General features: G+C 70.8%; 8 protein-coding genes. 1 reads left to right on the top strand and 7 read right to left on the bottom strand.

Annotated features, from left to right (window positions below; all coding sequences use genetic code 11):
- Positions 1–8: 8 nt before the first annotated feature.
- The 3 genes from ACESK5_RS10980 to ACESK5_RS10970 all read right to left on the bottom strand — a co-directional run bounded on the left by ACESK5_RS10980 (position 9) and on the right by ACESK5_RS10970 (position 7,233).
- A complete protein-coding gene (locus ACESK5_RS10980) occupies positions 9–1,181 on the bottom strand; it encodes an FAD-dependent monooxygenase (protein WP_372911610.1) in 1,173 nt (390 codons plus the stop codon).
- Between the two features lie 7 nt (positions 1,182–1,188).
- Complete coding sequence (locus ACESK5_RS10975; protein ID WP_372911609.1) at positions 1,189–1,626, bottom strand: ArsR/SmtB family transcription factor; 438 nt, start codon at positions 1,624–1,626, stop codon at positions 1,189–1,191.
- Positions 1,627–1,833: 207 nt separating this feature from the next.
- Positions 1,834–7,233 carry a PAS domain S-box protein gene (locus ACESK5_RS10970; RefSeq protein ID WP_372911608.1) on the bottom strand — a complete coding sequence of 1,800 codons (5,400 nt, stop codon included), beginning with the start codon at positions 7,231–7,233 and terminating at the stop codon, positions 1,834–1,836.
- A gap of 872 nt (positions 7,234–8,105) precedes the next feature.
- Between ACESK5_RS10970 and ACESK5_RS10965 the strand changes: the two genes are divergently transcribed.
- Positions 8,106–8,750, top strand: a complete 645-nt coding sequence (locus ACESK5_RS10965) for a TVP38/TMEM64 family protein (RefSeq protein WP_372911607.1) — start codon at positions 8,106–8,108, stop codon at positions 8,748–8,750.
- A 120-nt stretch (positions 8,751–8,870) separates the two neighbouring features.
- Here the strand turns inward: ACESK5_RS10965 and ACESK5_RS10960 are convergent, their stop codons facing one another.
- The 4 genes from ACESK5_RS10960 to ACESK5_RS10945 form a co-directional block, all read right to left on the bottom strand.
- Positions 8,871–10,805 (bottom strand): DUF2079 domain-containing protein, encoded by a 1,935-nt coding sequence (locus ACESK5_RS10960; protein ID WP_372911606.1) that lies wholly within the window; start codon positions 10,803–10,805, stop codon positions 8,871–8,873.
- A gap of 54 nt (positions 10,806–10,859) precedes the next feature.
- Positions 10,860–12,239 (bottom strand): sulfatase, encoded by a 1,380-nt coding sequence (locus ACESK5_RS10955; RefSeq protein ID WP_372911605.1) that lies wholly within the window; start codon positions 12,237–12,239, stop codon positions 10,860–10,862.
- Positions 12,236–15,079 carry a DUF2079 domain-containing protein gene (locus ACESK5_RS10950; protein WP_372911604.1) on the bottom strand — a complete coding sequence of 948 codons (2,844 nt, stop codon included), beginning with the start codon at positions 15,077–15,079 and terminating at the stop codon, positions 12,236–12,238. Before ACESK5_RS10950 ends, ACESK5_RS10955 begins: the two co-directional genes overlap by 4 nt.
- Positions 15,076–15,898, bottom strand: an 823-nt coding sequence (locus tag ACESK5_RS10945; protein WP_372911603.1) for a glycosyltransferase, incomplete at its 5' end; no start/stop codon positions are given. The genes ACESK5_RS10950 and ACESK5_RS10945, both read right to left, overlap by 4 nt.

The following is a 15,898-nucleotide window of genomic DNA, read 5'->3' as shown; positions in this document are numbered from 1 at the left end:
GAAGACCGTCAGGGACTCGGCGAGGCGTCGCTCGGGTCATCGGGCCCGTCCCGGGCGAAGACCGAACGAAGCACCGCCGCTCGGGCCCGGTGGAGGTGCCGGAGTCCGCGCCCGTCGGACACGGTGCAGTCGTGAAGAGGCGGGCAGCCATGCGGCAGGAGTTCGTCGAGGACTCGGTGTCGCTCCTGCCGCCGCCGGGCGTACCGCGCCAGCGCCGTCGCCGACGACGCGGCGCTCGCGAGTTCGTCTGCGAGGACGTACGCGTCCTCGACGGAGAGAGACGGGGTGAGCGAGCGCGTCGGTGGCAGGGGGCGAGCGGCCGGACCGAGCAGCGCCACGCGTCCCGCCGCCCACCGCTCGGACCGGACCCGGTAGTCGGGACCGCCGTCGACGACGGTCAACTCGGACGGTGACACCTCGGCGACGGGCCCGACGTCGGCGACAGACGACAGGCGTCGCGCGGCGGCGTCGGGGTCCGACGCGTCGACTTCGGTGGTGACGAACTGTATCCGTCCGGGGGCGGAGCGTGGGCCACAGGTCACCGTCTCGTCGGGAGTCCACCGTTCGGACACCGTCCCCGGCCGACCGACGCGGCCGGGCGACCGGACCGTCCAGGTCGTCGTCCCCCACGGGGTCGGGCCGTCGGCGTCGAACCGGGACCGTCGGACCCACGAGTGTGCGCCCTCGCCGCCGACGACGACGTCGAACCGCTCGCGGACCCCGTCAGCGAACTCCACGAGCACGCCGGAGTCGGTCGGTTCGAGCCGCGTGGGCGTCTTCGAGAGCCGGACGTCCCCGGCCGGGAGCCGTCTCCGGAGGACGCGGCGGAGGGCGACGCGGTCGGCGGCCAGGAACGGCAACCGGTCGGAGCCGTCGTGGGGACTCGTCAGCCGTTCCGTCTCGCCTGTCGACAACCGGAGGTGCCACTCGTGGACCGTCACGGCCGACGCGATGAGGTCGTCCCCCCCACCGGCCTCCGCGAGAAGCGACGCGGCGGCGCTCCAGAGGACGACGTCGCCGTCTCTCTGCCGGCGCTCACCCGTCGTGACGACGACCGGTGAGAGGCCCGCCCGGCGGAGGAACGCCGCGGCGGCGAGTCCCTCGACGCTCCCGCCGACGACGAGCACTTGCCGCTCGTCGACCGGCGGCGTCGAGGCCGCTGGCCCGGACTCTGCGGGCATCGGACGCTCAGGAGGACCGACCGGCGACCAGCGGTGTCTCGGTCCCCTCTGTGCGTCGCTCGCCGTCGGTACGTTCGTCGAGCGCCCAGTCGCCGGGGGCGGACGAAGCGGGGGCGAGCACGAACTCGTCGTGCGTCGGGGCGTACACGTCCATCTCGACGCCGCGCGACGAGTACCACGTGTCGACGACCCGGACCAGCCCCGACTCCGCGAGGCGTCCGAGGTGGTAGTTGGCGTTCTGGAGCGACGTGTCGACGCGGTCGGCGACGTCGGATGCCGTCGTCGGTTCGTCGAACAGGCACGCGAGGATACGCGTCGCCGTCTCGGAGGCCAGACAGGCACAGACGCGTGCGGCCTCGTCGGTGCCGATGGTGACGACCATGGTGTCGCGCTCCGCTTCGTCTACGGGTGGCCGGTGCGGGAACAGTCCTGCGTCCAGTGACATCTGTCTGTCCAATCGGTCCCGTCCCCTACGGGCGTACTGTCTACGTGTGTTGCCCCGGGGGCGAGTCGGGGGCAATACACGTCAGACAGGGCGGGCGACGGTCCGGCGTCGCCGAACTCTCTCGGTCGGCAGCGACACCGGCACCGGCGCCGGTGACCGATTGCGACGGAGACGGGGACGGGGACGGAGCCGCCGGGACCGACCGGATTACTCCGGGTACTCGCGGTCCAGGAGCATCGAGAACGTCTTCCGCTCGGCCGTCCGGAGGTGTTTGTTGAACGTCGGCTGGGTGATGTCGAGTAGTTCGGCGATCTCCTGGCCGCTGGACTCGCGCGGCCAGTCGAAGTAGCCCGCCGAGTAGGCCGTCTCGATGGTCTCCAGTTGCCGCGGCGTCAACTGCTCGCTCAGGAGGTCCTGCAGTTCGAGGAGCGTCTGGACCGACCGCTCGCGCGTCCGCTGGGCGACGAGTTCTGTCTCCGGGTAGCGCTCCCGGAACGTCGTGACGAGCGCCCGTACGTCGGCCGCCTGCGGCGCTTCGATGACGAGTCGGGGGTCGGCGGCGTCACCGTCATCGTCGCCATCACCGTCGGACGCGGCTTCGGCTGTCCGAACGACCGCGCCGTGCTCCGCGAAGACGGTCCCGAACCACGACGACGTCTCGACGTCGATTACGCAGGTCTCGCCGCCGGGGTCGGCGCTGACGAGCGTGGCGTTCGCGACGCCACCGAGCGTCGCAGCCGCGTCACGGGCCCGTTCGGGGGCCGCCCCCTCGACGGTGTAGAAGGCGTCGAACTCCCCGCCGGGTCGCCTGATGGTCCGTTCGAGCGTGACCTCGGCGTCGGCCGCCCGCGCCAGGCGGACGAAGAGCAGGTCGTCGTCCGCGGCGAACTCCAGTTCGGTCGTGGTGTCGGACTCCAGCGCACGGCGTCGCTCCAGCACCGACAGGGCGTAGCCGACGGAGCGCCCGAGTTCGGTCAAAATCTCCTCTGTCCGTTCGTCGAACGCCGTCGGGTCCTCCGCGAGGATGACGAGGACGCCGTGGACGGTGTCCTCGTGGGCGAACGGGACGGCGACGACCGACTGGTAGCCCGCGCGGAGGACCGCCTTCCGCCACTCGCCGCGGGCGTTGCTGGTCGCGAGGTTCCGGACCGTCTGGGTCTCCCGGCTGGTGAACGCCTCCGCGGCCGGGTGGCGCTCGACGCCCTCGCCGTCCAGGTCGACCGGCAGGGGGTCGACGTAGTCGTCGTCGCCCCGTTTCGTCCGGGAGACGAGCGAGCCACCCTGGCGGTCAGGCTCACCGACCCAGGCGACGGCGTACGAGTCGACCCGGGTGAGCTGGTCGCAGACGACGCGCTCGATGGACTCGCGGGTCGACTCCTCGACGGTCGCCTGCTCGATCTCCCTGATGACCGTGTTGAGTCGTTCGAGCCGTTCGGCGCGTGCACGGTGTTCACGGAGTTCCGCCTCTCGCGCCTCGAGTTCGTGCTGTCCACGGACGTGGTTGAGTGCGCCTTCGAGTGTCGCCGCGAGTATCTGGGCCAGTTCGACCGTCTCGTCGTCGAACTCGCGGTCGGGCGCACCGACCAGCATGACGCCGTGGGGGCCGAGCGGCAAGAGGAGGTCTGGGTCGGCGACGCCCCGGCCGTACAGGCCACTCCCGGCGTCCGCGTCCGGGCCGCGCACCGCCTCGCCGTCGACGAACACCTGCCACGGCACTCCCTCGCCGGGTTCGAACGAGGGGAGGAAGTCGAGCGTCTCGCGGAGCCGGTCCGTCTCGCTCACCGGCCGGAGCGTCCCCTCGGTCTCGTCGTAGAGGTGGATGCTGACGTGCGAGAAGCCGAGCACTCGGTCGGCCGCGTCGACGGCGACCTGACTCGCCTCCTTCCGCGACCCCGCCTCCGTCAGTTCCCGGGTCGCCTCGTGGAACGTCTCGAGGGTGTCCTCCCGCGCTCTCCGCTCGGTCACGTCGCGGCTGACGATGACGAACCGGTAGTCGTCGGCGTCCCACTCGATGGGGTAGAAGTCGGACTGTATCCACCGGACGGCGCCGTCCGGTCGCTCGATGCGGTACTCGGATGTGTAGCTGTCGTCGTGCTCGCGCCGTTCGACCTCCCGGACGCGCTCGCGCAGGGTCGACTGGTACGCCTCGCGGTCGTCGGGGTGGATCAGGTCGACGAACTCCGTCGAGTCGTCGACCTCGAGGTCGGCGTACGACAGTCCGAACACTTCCTCGTACCCGGCGCTCGCGTAGACGGAGCCCGCGTCCACGTCGAGCAGTCGGACGCCGTCGCTGAGGAAGATGGCCTCGTCGATGCGGTCGAGAATCGCGCTCATGCGACGCTCGCTCTCGCGGCGCTCTTCGGCGCGCATCACCCGGTCGAGTGCGGTCGTGGCGTGGCGAGCGAGGATGCGCGCCGCGTCGACGACGGCGTCGTCGTACTCCTCGACGCCGGGCTCTGCCGCACCGAGCAGGCCATGGTCGCCGAGCGGCAGGAGGAGCCCACGGTCGAGAGGGGTGTCGTCCCGGCGGTCGCTCGGACTGTACATCCGGCGTTCGCCCTCCTCGAAGACGGTGTATCCGGCGCTGCCCGGCTCGAATCGACCCGGCCCGCTCGGCATCTCCCAGGCGGGTTCGGGTGCCGCGACCGGAACCAGCGCCGGCTCGTCGCCGTCCTCGTGGAGCCAGCAGGCGGGCATCGACAGGCCGAGCACTTCCCGAGCCGCCTCGAAGGTGGCTTCGCAGACGTCCTCGGCCGTCGACGCGTTCTGGATGCGCTCGGTCGATTCGTGGAGCGCCTCCATCATCCGCTCGTGACGCTTGCGTTCGGTGATGTCGCGCGAGATGCCCAGCACCCGCTGTTCACCGCCGATGAGCGCCGGCGTCGTGTTGACCTCGTACCAGCGGAGCTCGCCGTCGGCAGTCTCGACGGGCCACTCGACGGTCACGGACTCGCCCGTCTCCGCGACCTCCCGGATGATCTCACGGGAGTGTTCGACGGTGTACCCCTCCACGTCGGCGGTCAACCCCTCGACGCCGAGGTCGACGATGGTCGACTCGTCGTAGCCCGACGCCTGGACGTACGGCTCGTTCACCTCGAGCACCTCGCCCGACTCGGGGTCGTGGACGCTGATGATGTCGTTGACCCCGTCGAATATCTGTTCGTACTCGCGGCGGCGGCGCTCGCGCTCGGTGACGTCGCGGACGCTCGCGAGCACCCGCTCGCGCCCCCGGATGTCGACGACAGCGAGGTTGATTTCGGCGACGAACGTCTCGCCGTCCTTCCGTCGCCCCTTCCACTCGAACAGCTGTGAACCCTCGTCGCGGGCCGCCTGTATCAACCGGCTGGCCGCCGCCTCGGAGTAGTCGGGGTCGTCGGTCATCACGACGCCGATGTCGGCCCCGACGAGTTCGTCGCGACCGTAGCCGGTCAGTTCGCAGTAGCGGTCGTTCACGTCGAGTATCTCGCCCGTCTCGGGGTCGTGGACGACGAGTCCGTCGCTCACGTTCTCGAACACGTCCCGGTAGGTCCGCTCCAGTTCGCGCCGGTCGGTCACGTCGGTGGCAGTCCCGACGACGCAGTCGACGGTGCCGTCGTCGTTCTCGACGGGGTAACGCGTCACCCTGACCCACCGGGTCTCGCCGTCGACCCGGAGTCGGTACTCGCCTTCGTACGCCTCCCGGTGTTCGCCCGCCGCGATGTCGGCGACCATCCGCTCGACGTCCGCCTCGTACCGCTCTTGGTCGTCGGGATGAGCGGCGTCGACGAACGACGTCGGCCGGTCCGAGAGCGACTCGACCGGTTCCCCGTACAGATCCTCGTAGGCCGGGTTGATGTACCTGATCTCGGAGAAGTCCGCCGTCGCGAGATAGATTACCTCGTCGATGTGCTCGGCGATGAGGCGAAGCCGCCGCTCGCGCTGGCGGAGCTCTTCGCGGAGGCGCTTCCGCTCGGTGATGTCGCGGCCGATGCCGACGACTTGCGTCACCTCGCCGTCGACGACGACGGGGGAGAGCTTCGTCTGCCAGACCCGTTCGCCGGCCGGGAACGACAGTTCCGCCTCGTACGTGAGCGTCTCCCGCCGGTCGTGACAGCGGCGGTAGTTCGCCGCGACGTCGGCCCCGAGGCCGTCGCCGAGGGCCTCGCGCGGGGTTCGGCCGACGAGGTCGTCGCTCGCGAGCCCCGTCTGTTCCCTGAACGCGCGGTTCAGCCGGCGGTAGACGAAGGCCACGTCGTCGGCGTCGCGGTCGTCGCTCGCCGACCCCTCGTCCTCGCCCTCGCCCTCGTCCGGTGACTCCGCGTCCTCGACGTCGACGAGGAACAGCGAGTCCTGCGCGTTCTCGAAGACGGTCTCGTACTCCCGCTTGAGCGAGCGGAGTTCCGACTCCCGGCGCTTTCGCTCCGTGATGTCACGGAACGTCGCCATCGTCGCCGGCTCACCCTCGTGGGTGATGTGTGAGACGGTAATCTCGACGTCGACGTGGTCACCGGCCGGCGTCCGGAGTTCGACGTCGTAGTTGGACGGCGGGGCCTCACCGCCGATGCGTCGCTCGTAGCGCTCCCGGACGAGGTCACGGTACTCGGGAGCCATCACGTCGTCGAACGGACTGCCGAGGAGCGTGTCGCGGCTCCGCCCCGTCATCTCGCAGAAGCGGTCGTTGACGAAGGCGTACGTGCCGTTCTGGACGACGACGACGCCGTCGTGGCTCCCTTCGACCAGCGTGGTGTACTTTCGACGCTCCTCCTCGCGCCGGCGCTCGCGACGCTTCCGCTCGCTGATGTCGCGGACGCTCGCGAGCACTCGCTCGGCCCCGGAGACCTCGACGAGTGACAGGGACACCTCGGCGGGGTAGGTCGTCCCGTCCTGCCGTTCGGTGCGCCACTCGAACCGCTGTGGGCCCTCGTCACGGACACGCCGGGTGCAGGCGTCGACGTCCACGTCCACGTCCGCATCCCGGTCCACGGCAGCGACATCAGTCACCGGCGCGGTGACGGCGTCGACGCGCTCGCCGAGGAGTGCCGAGCGGTCGTAGCCGGTCGTCTCACAGAACCGGTCGTCGACGTCGACGATTTCGCCCGTCTCCGGGTCGTAGAGCACGGCGCCGTTCGGCGTCCCCTCTAGGAGCGTCCGGTACGTCCGTTCCCGTTCCTCGCGGTCGGAGACGTCGTCGGTCACGCTCACGAACCACTCGACGGACCCGTCCTCGAGGACGGGGTGACGCCGGACGCGGACCCGTCGGGTCTCGCCGTCGACCCGGAGCCGGTACTCCGCGCGGTGTGCCTCGTCGAGACGGACGAGGCCGTCCGTGGCGGAGTCGGACTCGGCGGCGACAGCGTCGGCGTCGACGTCGGCGAGCATCCGCTCGACGTCCGTCTCGAACCGCTCGCGGTCGTCAGGGTGGACGGCGTCGAGGAACGCCCACGGCTCCTCGGCGAGGCGTTCGGCCGACTGGCCGTACAGCACCTCGTACGCCGGACTGACGTAGGCGACCGTCGAGAGGTCCGCGTCGGCGACGAGGACGGCCTCGTCGACGCTCTCGACGACCGGGCGGAACCACTCCCCGGCCCGTTGGAGGGTCCGGACCCGGCTGTCGTTCTGCTCGGACATACCCCCGTGTTGGTTCGGAGTGGTAAGTATTGTCGGGGCGACGACTTCGGTCTCCGGTGCAGAGCGCCGGGGACCGTCGGGGCTATCTGTATAGCCCCGTGTGGTGCCGTCTCACCCACACACGTACACGGAACAGTGTCGGTCCCGGCCGCACAACGAACGTCCGTGGTTCGGAACACCCTCGCCACACGCCGTCTCGACGGCCTCGAGGCGACGACGCGACCCGGACACGTCACCCATGTATCCGCCGAGAGCCCCTGACGACGAGCCCCGACCCACGGACCGGCCCCGGACCTGGGCCGGTCTGGCCGTCGTCACGGCGCTCGCCGCCACGGTTCCGTTCGCTCTCTGGGCCGCGGCTGACCCCACCGCAGGCGCGCTCGCCGTCTGCGGCGTCCTCGCTCTGGTCGCCGCGAGACGCGCGGCGACGGACCACGACGACGCGGCGGCCGACGGGTCCGACGCGGCGCCTCACGGGTCGGGCAGAGCTCCCGATTCGAGAGACACCGGCGCCGGGGCGACCTGTCACGAGGCGACTGGACGGGACGCGTCCGAGGTGCGAACCGCCGCTGCACCGGTGCGGCCGCGGTAGCCGGCGGCCTCGACCCACACCCCGACTTCGGCCCTCCACCGACGACACGGCCGCCCCACCCGACTTCGGCCCTCCACCGACGACACGGCCGCCCCACCCGACTTCGGCCCTCCACCGACGACACGGCCGCCCCACCTGACTTCGGCCCTCCACCGACACACGCCAGTCATCCCCCGACGCTCGCGACTCCTGTGACGCCCGGTCCGCCGCCAGCGCCGACCCCGGAGACCGACGGGCGGGAACCGTCACGCTTGAACCGTCGCCCGCCGTACCCCGCCGCGTGAACAGTCGACGTCGTCGACTCCTCGGACTCGCGGTGCTGGGGCTTCTCGGGGTCGTCGGCGCCGTCACCCTCTCTCCGCGGGAGCTCTTCGTCCGTCTCGCCACCGTCGACGTGTGGCTGTTCGCGCTCGTGTTCGTCCCGCTCCTGGTCGTTCGTGCGTTCATTCTTGTCCCCGTGACGCTCGTGACGGTGTTCGTCGGCTACCGGTTCGGCCTCGTCGTCGGCCTTCCCCTCGCGCTCGCCGCGACGGTGGTCACCTGCGTGCCGCCGTACCTCGTCGCCCGCCACGCCCCCGACAGCGGGTTGTTCGGGACGGTCGGCGACTGGGGCGCGCGCACGGTCGACCACGTCGGCGGCCTCCGGGGGACGACCGCCGCGCGCCTCTCGCCGACGCCCGCCGACGTCGTCTCGTACGCCGCGGGGGTCTCGGGCGTCCCGCTCCGGTCGTTCGTCGTTGGAACGCTCCTCGGCGAACTCCCCTGGGCGACCGGGTACGTCCTCGTCGGGAGTGCGCTCGGCCGGGTCGTGTACGACGTCGACGTCGACGTCCGCTACCTCGTCGCGGCCGGCGTGGTCGCCGTCCTGCTGGTCGCTCGACCGCTCTACCGACTCGCCCGGACGGCCGTCGGCGAGGGCGACTGAGACGGCCCGTCGGCGGGGACCGTCCCCCACCACGCGGCCTACCAGGTCAGTCTCGTGGCGTCGAGACGACGCCGGGGCGTGCGGGAACGAGAACGAAGACGAGAACGAGAACGGAGGCGCTCAGCACTGGCCGGGTTGCTGCTGGGTGATCCCCTCGACGGGGCCGTCGTAGCCACGGCGGTAGACGGCGACGCCGTCCTCACACCGGACGAGGCCGTACTCCGTCTCGAGGCGGTCGCCGAGCGCCTCCTCGACGGGTGTCGACCAGTCGTTCTGTCGGGCGACCAGTCCGCCGTCGACGAGCACGTACCTCGGTGTCACCGTGCCGTGTGCCGCCTCGTACATCCGGAACATGTCTGGTCGCCCGACGTACGTCGCTTTCGGCCGGGTGGCGACGTGCGGGTAGAGGTCGTTCTGCGTCAGGAGCGACGCCTCCTCGGGGATGTCGTCGATGGCGGCCTCGACCACCTGGTTGTGCTCGGCGTCCGTCGGCACCGGGAAGACGTTGTGGTCGGCACCGACGGCGAACCCGGCGAAGACGTTGACGAGGATAACGGTGACGAGGAGTCGTCTGAGGAGCGCCCGCGACGGCGGGGTAATCTCGACGCGACCGAGGACGCGGACGGCACCCACGTAGAGGAACGGGAGCAGGTAGAACGGGTAGTGCGCGCCGAACATGTGGTATATCTCGCGCCCGGCGATGAACCACGCGAAGCCCAGGTACGGGACCATCGCGCCCAGGGAGAGTTCGTCGTTCAGCGAGAGGAAGAGCACGGGTGCGAACAGCGCGATGAAGAACAGCAGCTTCTGGGTGAGTTGCACCGAGAACGACTCCGCGAGGAGCGTCGGGTCCGCGACGACGACGCCGAACAGTTGCCCGATTCCCGTGCGGGTCCCCAGATGGGGCTTGAACGGGTCGGCGAACGAGGCGTACGGGATGCCGGCATCGACGCTGAACCGTGTCGTGACCACGACGCCGAGCGCGAACACGACGAGGGCGGCGGCGGCAGTCACCGCGAGCGTCGGGAGTCGCTCACGCAGGTCACCCGCGCGGGCGGCCGCCACCGCCAACCCGGCGAGGCCGCCGGCGAAGATGATGACCGCGAACTCGTTCGTCAGGAAGGCGAGCGTCGACAGGACGGCGAACAGCACGTGTCGCTCGCGGCGGTACGCCCAGAACGCCCCGAACACCAGGAGTGGGAGGAGCGCCTGCTCCTGGAAGTCGAACACCCACGCCGACCAGAGGAACGGGTTCAGCGCGTACGAGACGGTGAGCAGACCAGCGACGGTGTCGTCGCCGACGTACTCGCGCGCGAGCACCCAGACGAGTGGGATGCTCGCCGCGACGACAGCCGACTTCGCGACGAGGAGCGTGACGGGCGAGGGGACGAGCGCGAACAGCGGGAGGAACGCGAGCAGCGTGAGCGTGAAGTGTCCGCCCCAGTACGACCCCTGTGGCTGGCTCACCCGGTACTTGCCGTGGAGCAGGAGGCCCTCGCCGTCGAGCGTCGTCGAGAACATGTGGACGTACGCGCCGAAGTCGGAGCCGCCCATCCAGTAGGCCGTGTAGAGCCACGTCGTGTACAGCGAGAAGGCGGCGAACAGCGTGGCTGCGAGGCCGAGGACGTACCAGGTCGAGCGGTCGACCCGCGCGATGGCGGCGCGGACCCCGACGGACGTCACCGGGAGGTCGACGGCACTCCGGACGCCGAGGCCGGCGAGCCACGCGAAGCCGCACACCGCACCCACCGCGGGGAGCAGCGCGGGCCGGACGCCCGTGTCGAGCGCGACGAGCAGGGAGGTCGCGGCGGCTCCGCCCGTCACCGCGACGGCCGCGAGGAGGCGCCCGACGTCGGCGTCACGCACTGCTCGACTCCCGACGTGGGCGGCGAGGAACCCGCCGAGGCCGCCGGTGACGGTTGCGACGACGTACGGCACGCCGCGCGGTTCCGTCAGCACAGCCAGGACGGCTCCGAGGACGCCGGCGGCGACGACAGTCGTCAGCGGCGTCACCTCCACCGGCCGGGCGTAGCGCCGACTGGACTCGTCAGACACCGTCGGTGCCCTCCGTCGGTCGGGAGTCGCGCGAGACCGCTCGAACCATGGGGGTCACTCCAGATACCCGAGGTCCCGAAGCCGTTGTTCCGTCTCGTCGTCGCGTTCGATCCCCGCGCTCTCGCCGACTTCGACTTCGTCGAGGCGGGCCGACAGCGCGTCGCGGAGGCGCGACCACTCCCCCCCGCGCGGGTCGGTCACCGGGTCGGTCTCGCCGGCGTCGGCCACGAGGTCGTACCCGTGGACCGTCCCGTCGGGCGTGGCGACGACCTTCCGTTCGGGCGTCCGGACGGCCACCTGGAGGGCGTCGGGGTCGAGGTGGCCGGGCGTCGTCGCCGTCGACGCCACCTCGGAGACGGCGAGTTCCTCGCCGACCGCCTCGCCCTCGATGGCGGGGCGGAGCGACCGGCCGACCCACGAGTCCGGGACGTCGACGCCGGCGTAGTCGAGGATGGTCGGTCCGACGTCGACGTGGCGGACCTGCGTGTCGACGTGCGTCGCTCCGACGGAGCGGTCGGCGGGCGGGCGAATCACGAGCGGAACCCGGACGAGTTCGTCGTACAGCGCGGGTTCGTGACCGACCTGTCCGTGCTCGAAGAGCGCCTCGCCGTGGTCGGCGGAGACGACGACGAGCGTGTCGTCGTCGGCCGCGTCGAGGATCCGCCCGACCTCCGCGTCGGCCTGCCGGACGGACGCGGCGTACAGGCGCCTGACCGCCGCCTGTTCGGGCGGTGACAGCGAGTCGGGGTCGTGCTGGGCGCGGGTCGAGAGCTTCGTCGCGCTCCCCTCGAAGTTCGGGACGCCCATCGCTTCGCGGTGTTCCTTCGCGGGCGTGTACGGCGCGTGCGGGGTGAGAAGGTGGACCCAAACGAACGAGTCGTCGGGGGCCGACTGCAGCGCCTCGCGCGCCGTGGCCACCTCGTCGCTCCCGCCGCTCCCAATCGTCGCGAGCGGCTTCTGCGCGTAGCGGTAGGCGTACTGCGCCGCCCGGTAGACGGGATGGTCGAGTCCGAAGCGGCTGATGAGCCCCTCGCGGATGTCGTCGAGGAACGGGAGCGAGAACTCGCCGACGTCACGGTAGTCGGCGTAGCCGCGTGCGTAGCCGTAGCGCTCGCCGAGCCACGGGTTGGCGTGGATGCCGGTGCAGCGCCAGCCGGCGTCGGAGAGCGCCTCGCTGGTGAGCGTCCGCGACTCGTCGATTCGCTCGTAGCCGCCGTGTGAGAGCGGCAGCGACGAGGTGTGCAGCGCCGGGAACGCGTACGGTGTCGCCGGCCCGTGGCTGACCGCCTGTGTGAAGACGGTCCCCGACTCGGCGAGCGCCGCGATGTTCGGCGTGTACGGCACGGGTGGTGTGTCGTCCGTCCGCTCCGGGGAGGGGGCGAACGAAGTGTGGGAGGCGCGCCAGGCGTCGACGGTGACGAGGAGAGTCTTCATCTGAGTGGCTCCGTTGTGGTGAGCGTGGAACGAGAGTCGGTGGTCGGCGGGCGGTGCGTCTGTGGACCGACGTGCGTCGCGTCGGCGGTGGCGACCGGACCGTGGTCGACGGCGACGTCGGTGGTCGCTGTCGTCGAGGACGGATCGGCGTCGGTCGAGGTGCGGTCCTGTCGGTCGACGGTGACGCCGCCGAAGGCGACTGTCCCGCCGGGCGCGGCGTGGGCACCGCGGAACTCGACCTTGTCCGTCGGGTGGTCGAGCGTGAACCTGACCGTGACCTCCTGAACGCCGGGCTTCGAGGCGACCTGTTCGCGGGCGACGACGCGGTGTGAGTCGCCCACCGCGACGTCGACTGTCGCGGCCGGACGGTCGTCGGTTCCCGTCGCGTACACGCGGAAGGTCGCCGTGTAGGTGCCGGGCGCGAAGACGGCGTACGGACCGTACCAGATCCGTTCGCCGGCCTCACCACCCTGGCTGACGACGAAGCCGCGGACCTCCGTCGTCGACTGCGTGGTGAAATCGCGGGGCTCGAACTCGTGGTCGTCGTCGACCCAGGTGACCTCGCTGTCGGTCGTGAGAGCGGTCGGCGTCCCCTCGTAGCCGCGTTTGAACACCCAGAAGCCGTCCTCGTACCGGTAGAGCTGGTACTCGGTACCGATGCGCGAGTCGAACGACTCGAGCACCTGTTCGACCCAGAACCCCCGGAGTTCGGTATCGTAGACGATGTACTCCGGGGCGATGGGACCGACCTCGCGTTCGTACCGGTCGAACTCGTACGGCGTCACGATGAACGAGGCGGCGGGTCGACGGGCCACGTGTGGGTAGAGGTCGTTCTGGGTGACGACCGACGCGTCCTCGGGAACCGAGGCCAACCCCGCCTGGATGACCTCGTGGTGGTCGGTCTTCGCGTCGACCGGTTTCATGTTCCCACCGCCGATGACGACGAACACGCCGGCATTGACGAGCAGCAGGGCGACGACCAGTTTCGCGGCCGTCGTCCAGGGGAGGTCGACGCCGGAGCGCTTCGGCGACTGCGGGAGGAGGTGTCCCCACCGGCCGAGGGCGCGCACGGCGCCGATGTAGACGAACGGGAGCAGGTAGAGCGGGTAGTGCGCCCGGAACGTGACGTACGACGCCCGGTTCGAGACGAGCCAGGCGAAGCCGACGAAGGGCGCGAGCGAACCGAGCGTCACCTCGTCGGCGTAGGCGACGAACAGGAGCGGGAGCGAGAAGGCGATGAGGTAGATGACCTTCGTCCGGATGTCGACCGCGAGCGCCCGGAACGCGACGTCGGGGTTCGTCAATGCGATGGGAATGAGCTGGCCGAGCGAGGCGCGCGCGCCCTCGAAGAACGGCTGGAAGGGCGGGGCGAGGACACGGACCGGGACGCCGCTCGTCGTGCTGAACTGCCCCATGACGAAGCCTGCGACGACGTGTGCGACGACGGCCAGCCCCACCCCCGCGACGAGCGTCTGGACGGCACGGCCGTCGAGCGCGCCGTCGCGCAGCGAACTCACGCCGAGACCCAGGAGGAAGCCGAACGCCACGGGAACGACGAACTCGTTCGTGAACATCGCCAGGAGGAGGAAGACGAGGAAGCCGACGCGGCGGCCGCGGGCGTACAGCAGATAGCCGACGAACACCAGCAACGGCAACAGCGACTGTTCCTGGAAGTCGAACGCCCAGGCCGACCAGAGGAACGGGTTGAACGCGTACGAGAGGACGACCAGGCCGGCGAGCCGCGTGCTCTGGATGTGCTCGCGCGCGACGAACCACAGCAGGGGGACGCTCGCGGCGAGGACGAACGACTTCGCCACGAGGAGCGCGTACGGCGACTGCCAGATGGCGAAGAACGGGAGGAACGCCAGCAGCGTCAGCGAGAAGTGCGCCCCCCAGTAGACGCCGCTCGGGTGGCCGGCGCGGAACTTCCCCTGCTGGAGGAAGCCGTGGCCGTTGACCGTCGTCCAGAACATGTGGAGATACGACCCGAAGTCCGCGCCGGTGAGCTGGTACCCCCGGTAGAGGAGCGAGGTGTACACGGTGAAGGCGACGAACAGGCCGCCGGCGAGGGCGAACACGGCGAGGGTGGCTCGGTCGACATTGACGAGTCGCTCGCGGAGTGCGTGCCGGTCGAGCGTCGGAATCCGTCGCTGGACCTGCCCACCGTCGACGGCCGGAGCGCCCGTACCGGCCGACGGCGTCCGCACCCGGTCGAACCGGTCGCCGAGTCGGTCGAGACGTCGACGCGCCGCCGAGACGAGCGAGTGGTCGCGACGGTCACCGAGGCGTTCGCGCACACCCGGGCGTTCGCGGCGGTCGGAGCCGGCGGGCGCGTCCCGTCCCGCCAGGCGCATCAGCCGCACCTGCAGGCGTTTGAGGGCGCGTTCGAACCGCGTCGGCGTGGCGTCCTCGGACCGCCAGACCCAGCGTTCGCTCGCGCCGAACCCCCAGACGATGCCCACGCCGACGGCGAGGACGTTCGCGACGAGGTAGTGCAGGTCGAGGAGTTCGACGAACAGGACGAGCGCCGCGAGGCCGATGCCGATGCCGACGATGCGGGTGAGGACGTACTTCACGCCGCGGACGACGTACTCGCGGGCACCGGGGCCGCCGCGGCCGCCCCAGGTCCACGCGTCGTTGACCGCGTAGTTGGTCAACACGCTGAGCACCCGGCTCAGCGTGCCGCCGATGACGTACGAGAGGCCGGCGACGCCCGTCGCGAGGAACAGGACGCCCTGGTTGACCCCGAGGCCGAGCGCCCCGACCAGCACGTACTGGAGGAGACGCCGGTTCCGCGACCCGGGGGCGAGATACTCGTCGACGAGTTCCGAGCCGGTCATCGGGTCGCGGTCCCTCCGCGACTCGCCCGTCCGTCGCCGTTGCCGAGGGCGGACGTCGGGGGCTTCGAACGCGTCGACAGCTCGGACGCCGACGCCGGGTCAGACGACCCCGCGTCGGGCGTCCAGTCGGGGAACAGCAGGCCGCGGAGCCGCCGGTAGACGAGTTCCGTGTCACGGTTGCGCCCGTGTTGCCGCGCCAGCGCACAACGGGCGTCGTAGCGCTCGCGGTCAGTGCGGAACTCCTCGGCCAGGTCGGTGATGCGGTCGACGATGTCCCGCACCGAGTTGGCGTGCATCGCGGCCTCGTCGGTTCGGACGTGGGTCGAGAGCGGCGAGGAGAGGACAGGCGTCCCCGAGGCGAGCGCCTCGTTGATGACCATACTGTCGGTGTCCACCCGGGTCGGGTGGAGGACGAGGTGCGCCGCGGCGTAGGCGTCGGCGAGTGCGTCCTCGTCGAGGAAGCCGAGCGCGTCGACGTGGGGGTGCGAACACTCGCCGGTGGCGGCGAGTCGGACATCCGACGGCAGGCGGTCGGCGACCTTCTGGACGACGTCCCACCCCTTCTCGCGGATGTGTGCGGCGGTGACCAGGACGGTGAACTCCTCGGCGAGCGCAGAGCGGCCCGGGCGGAAACGGCTCGTGTCGACGAAATTCGGGATGTACGTCGTCTCGGGGTGTGGCGAGTCGAACACCGGCGAGACCGTGTGGACGGCGTCGTACCGGCGGAGTTCCGCGGGGCCGGCGAGCCGGTAACAGAGCTTCGCGACGGTCGGTGCCACGCCGTAGTGGGACTCGAACAGGCGGTCGGTGATGAACGCC

It is taken from the genome of Salinigranum sp. (assembly GCF_041641895.1).
Lineage (GTDB): Archaea > Halobacteriota > Halobacteria > Halobacteriales > Haloferacaceae > Salinigranum.
Note: the sequence above shows the minus strand (reverse complement) of the source record. Positions and strands in the feature narration are given on the sequence as shown.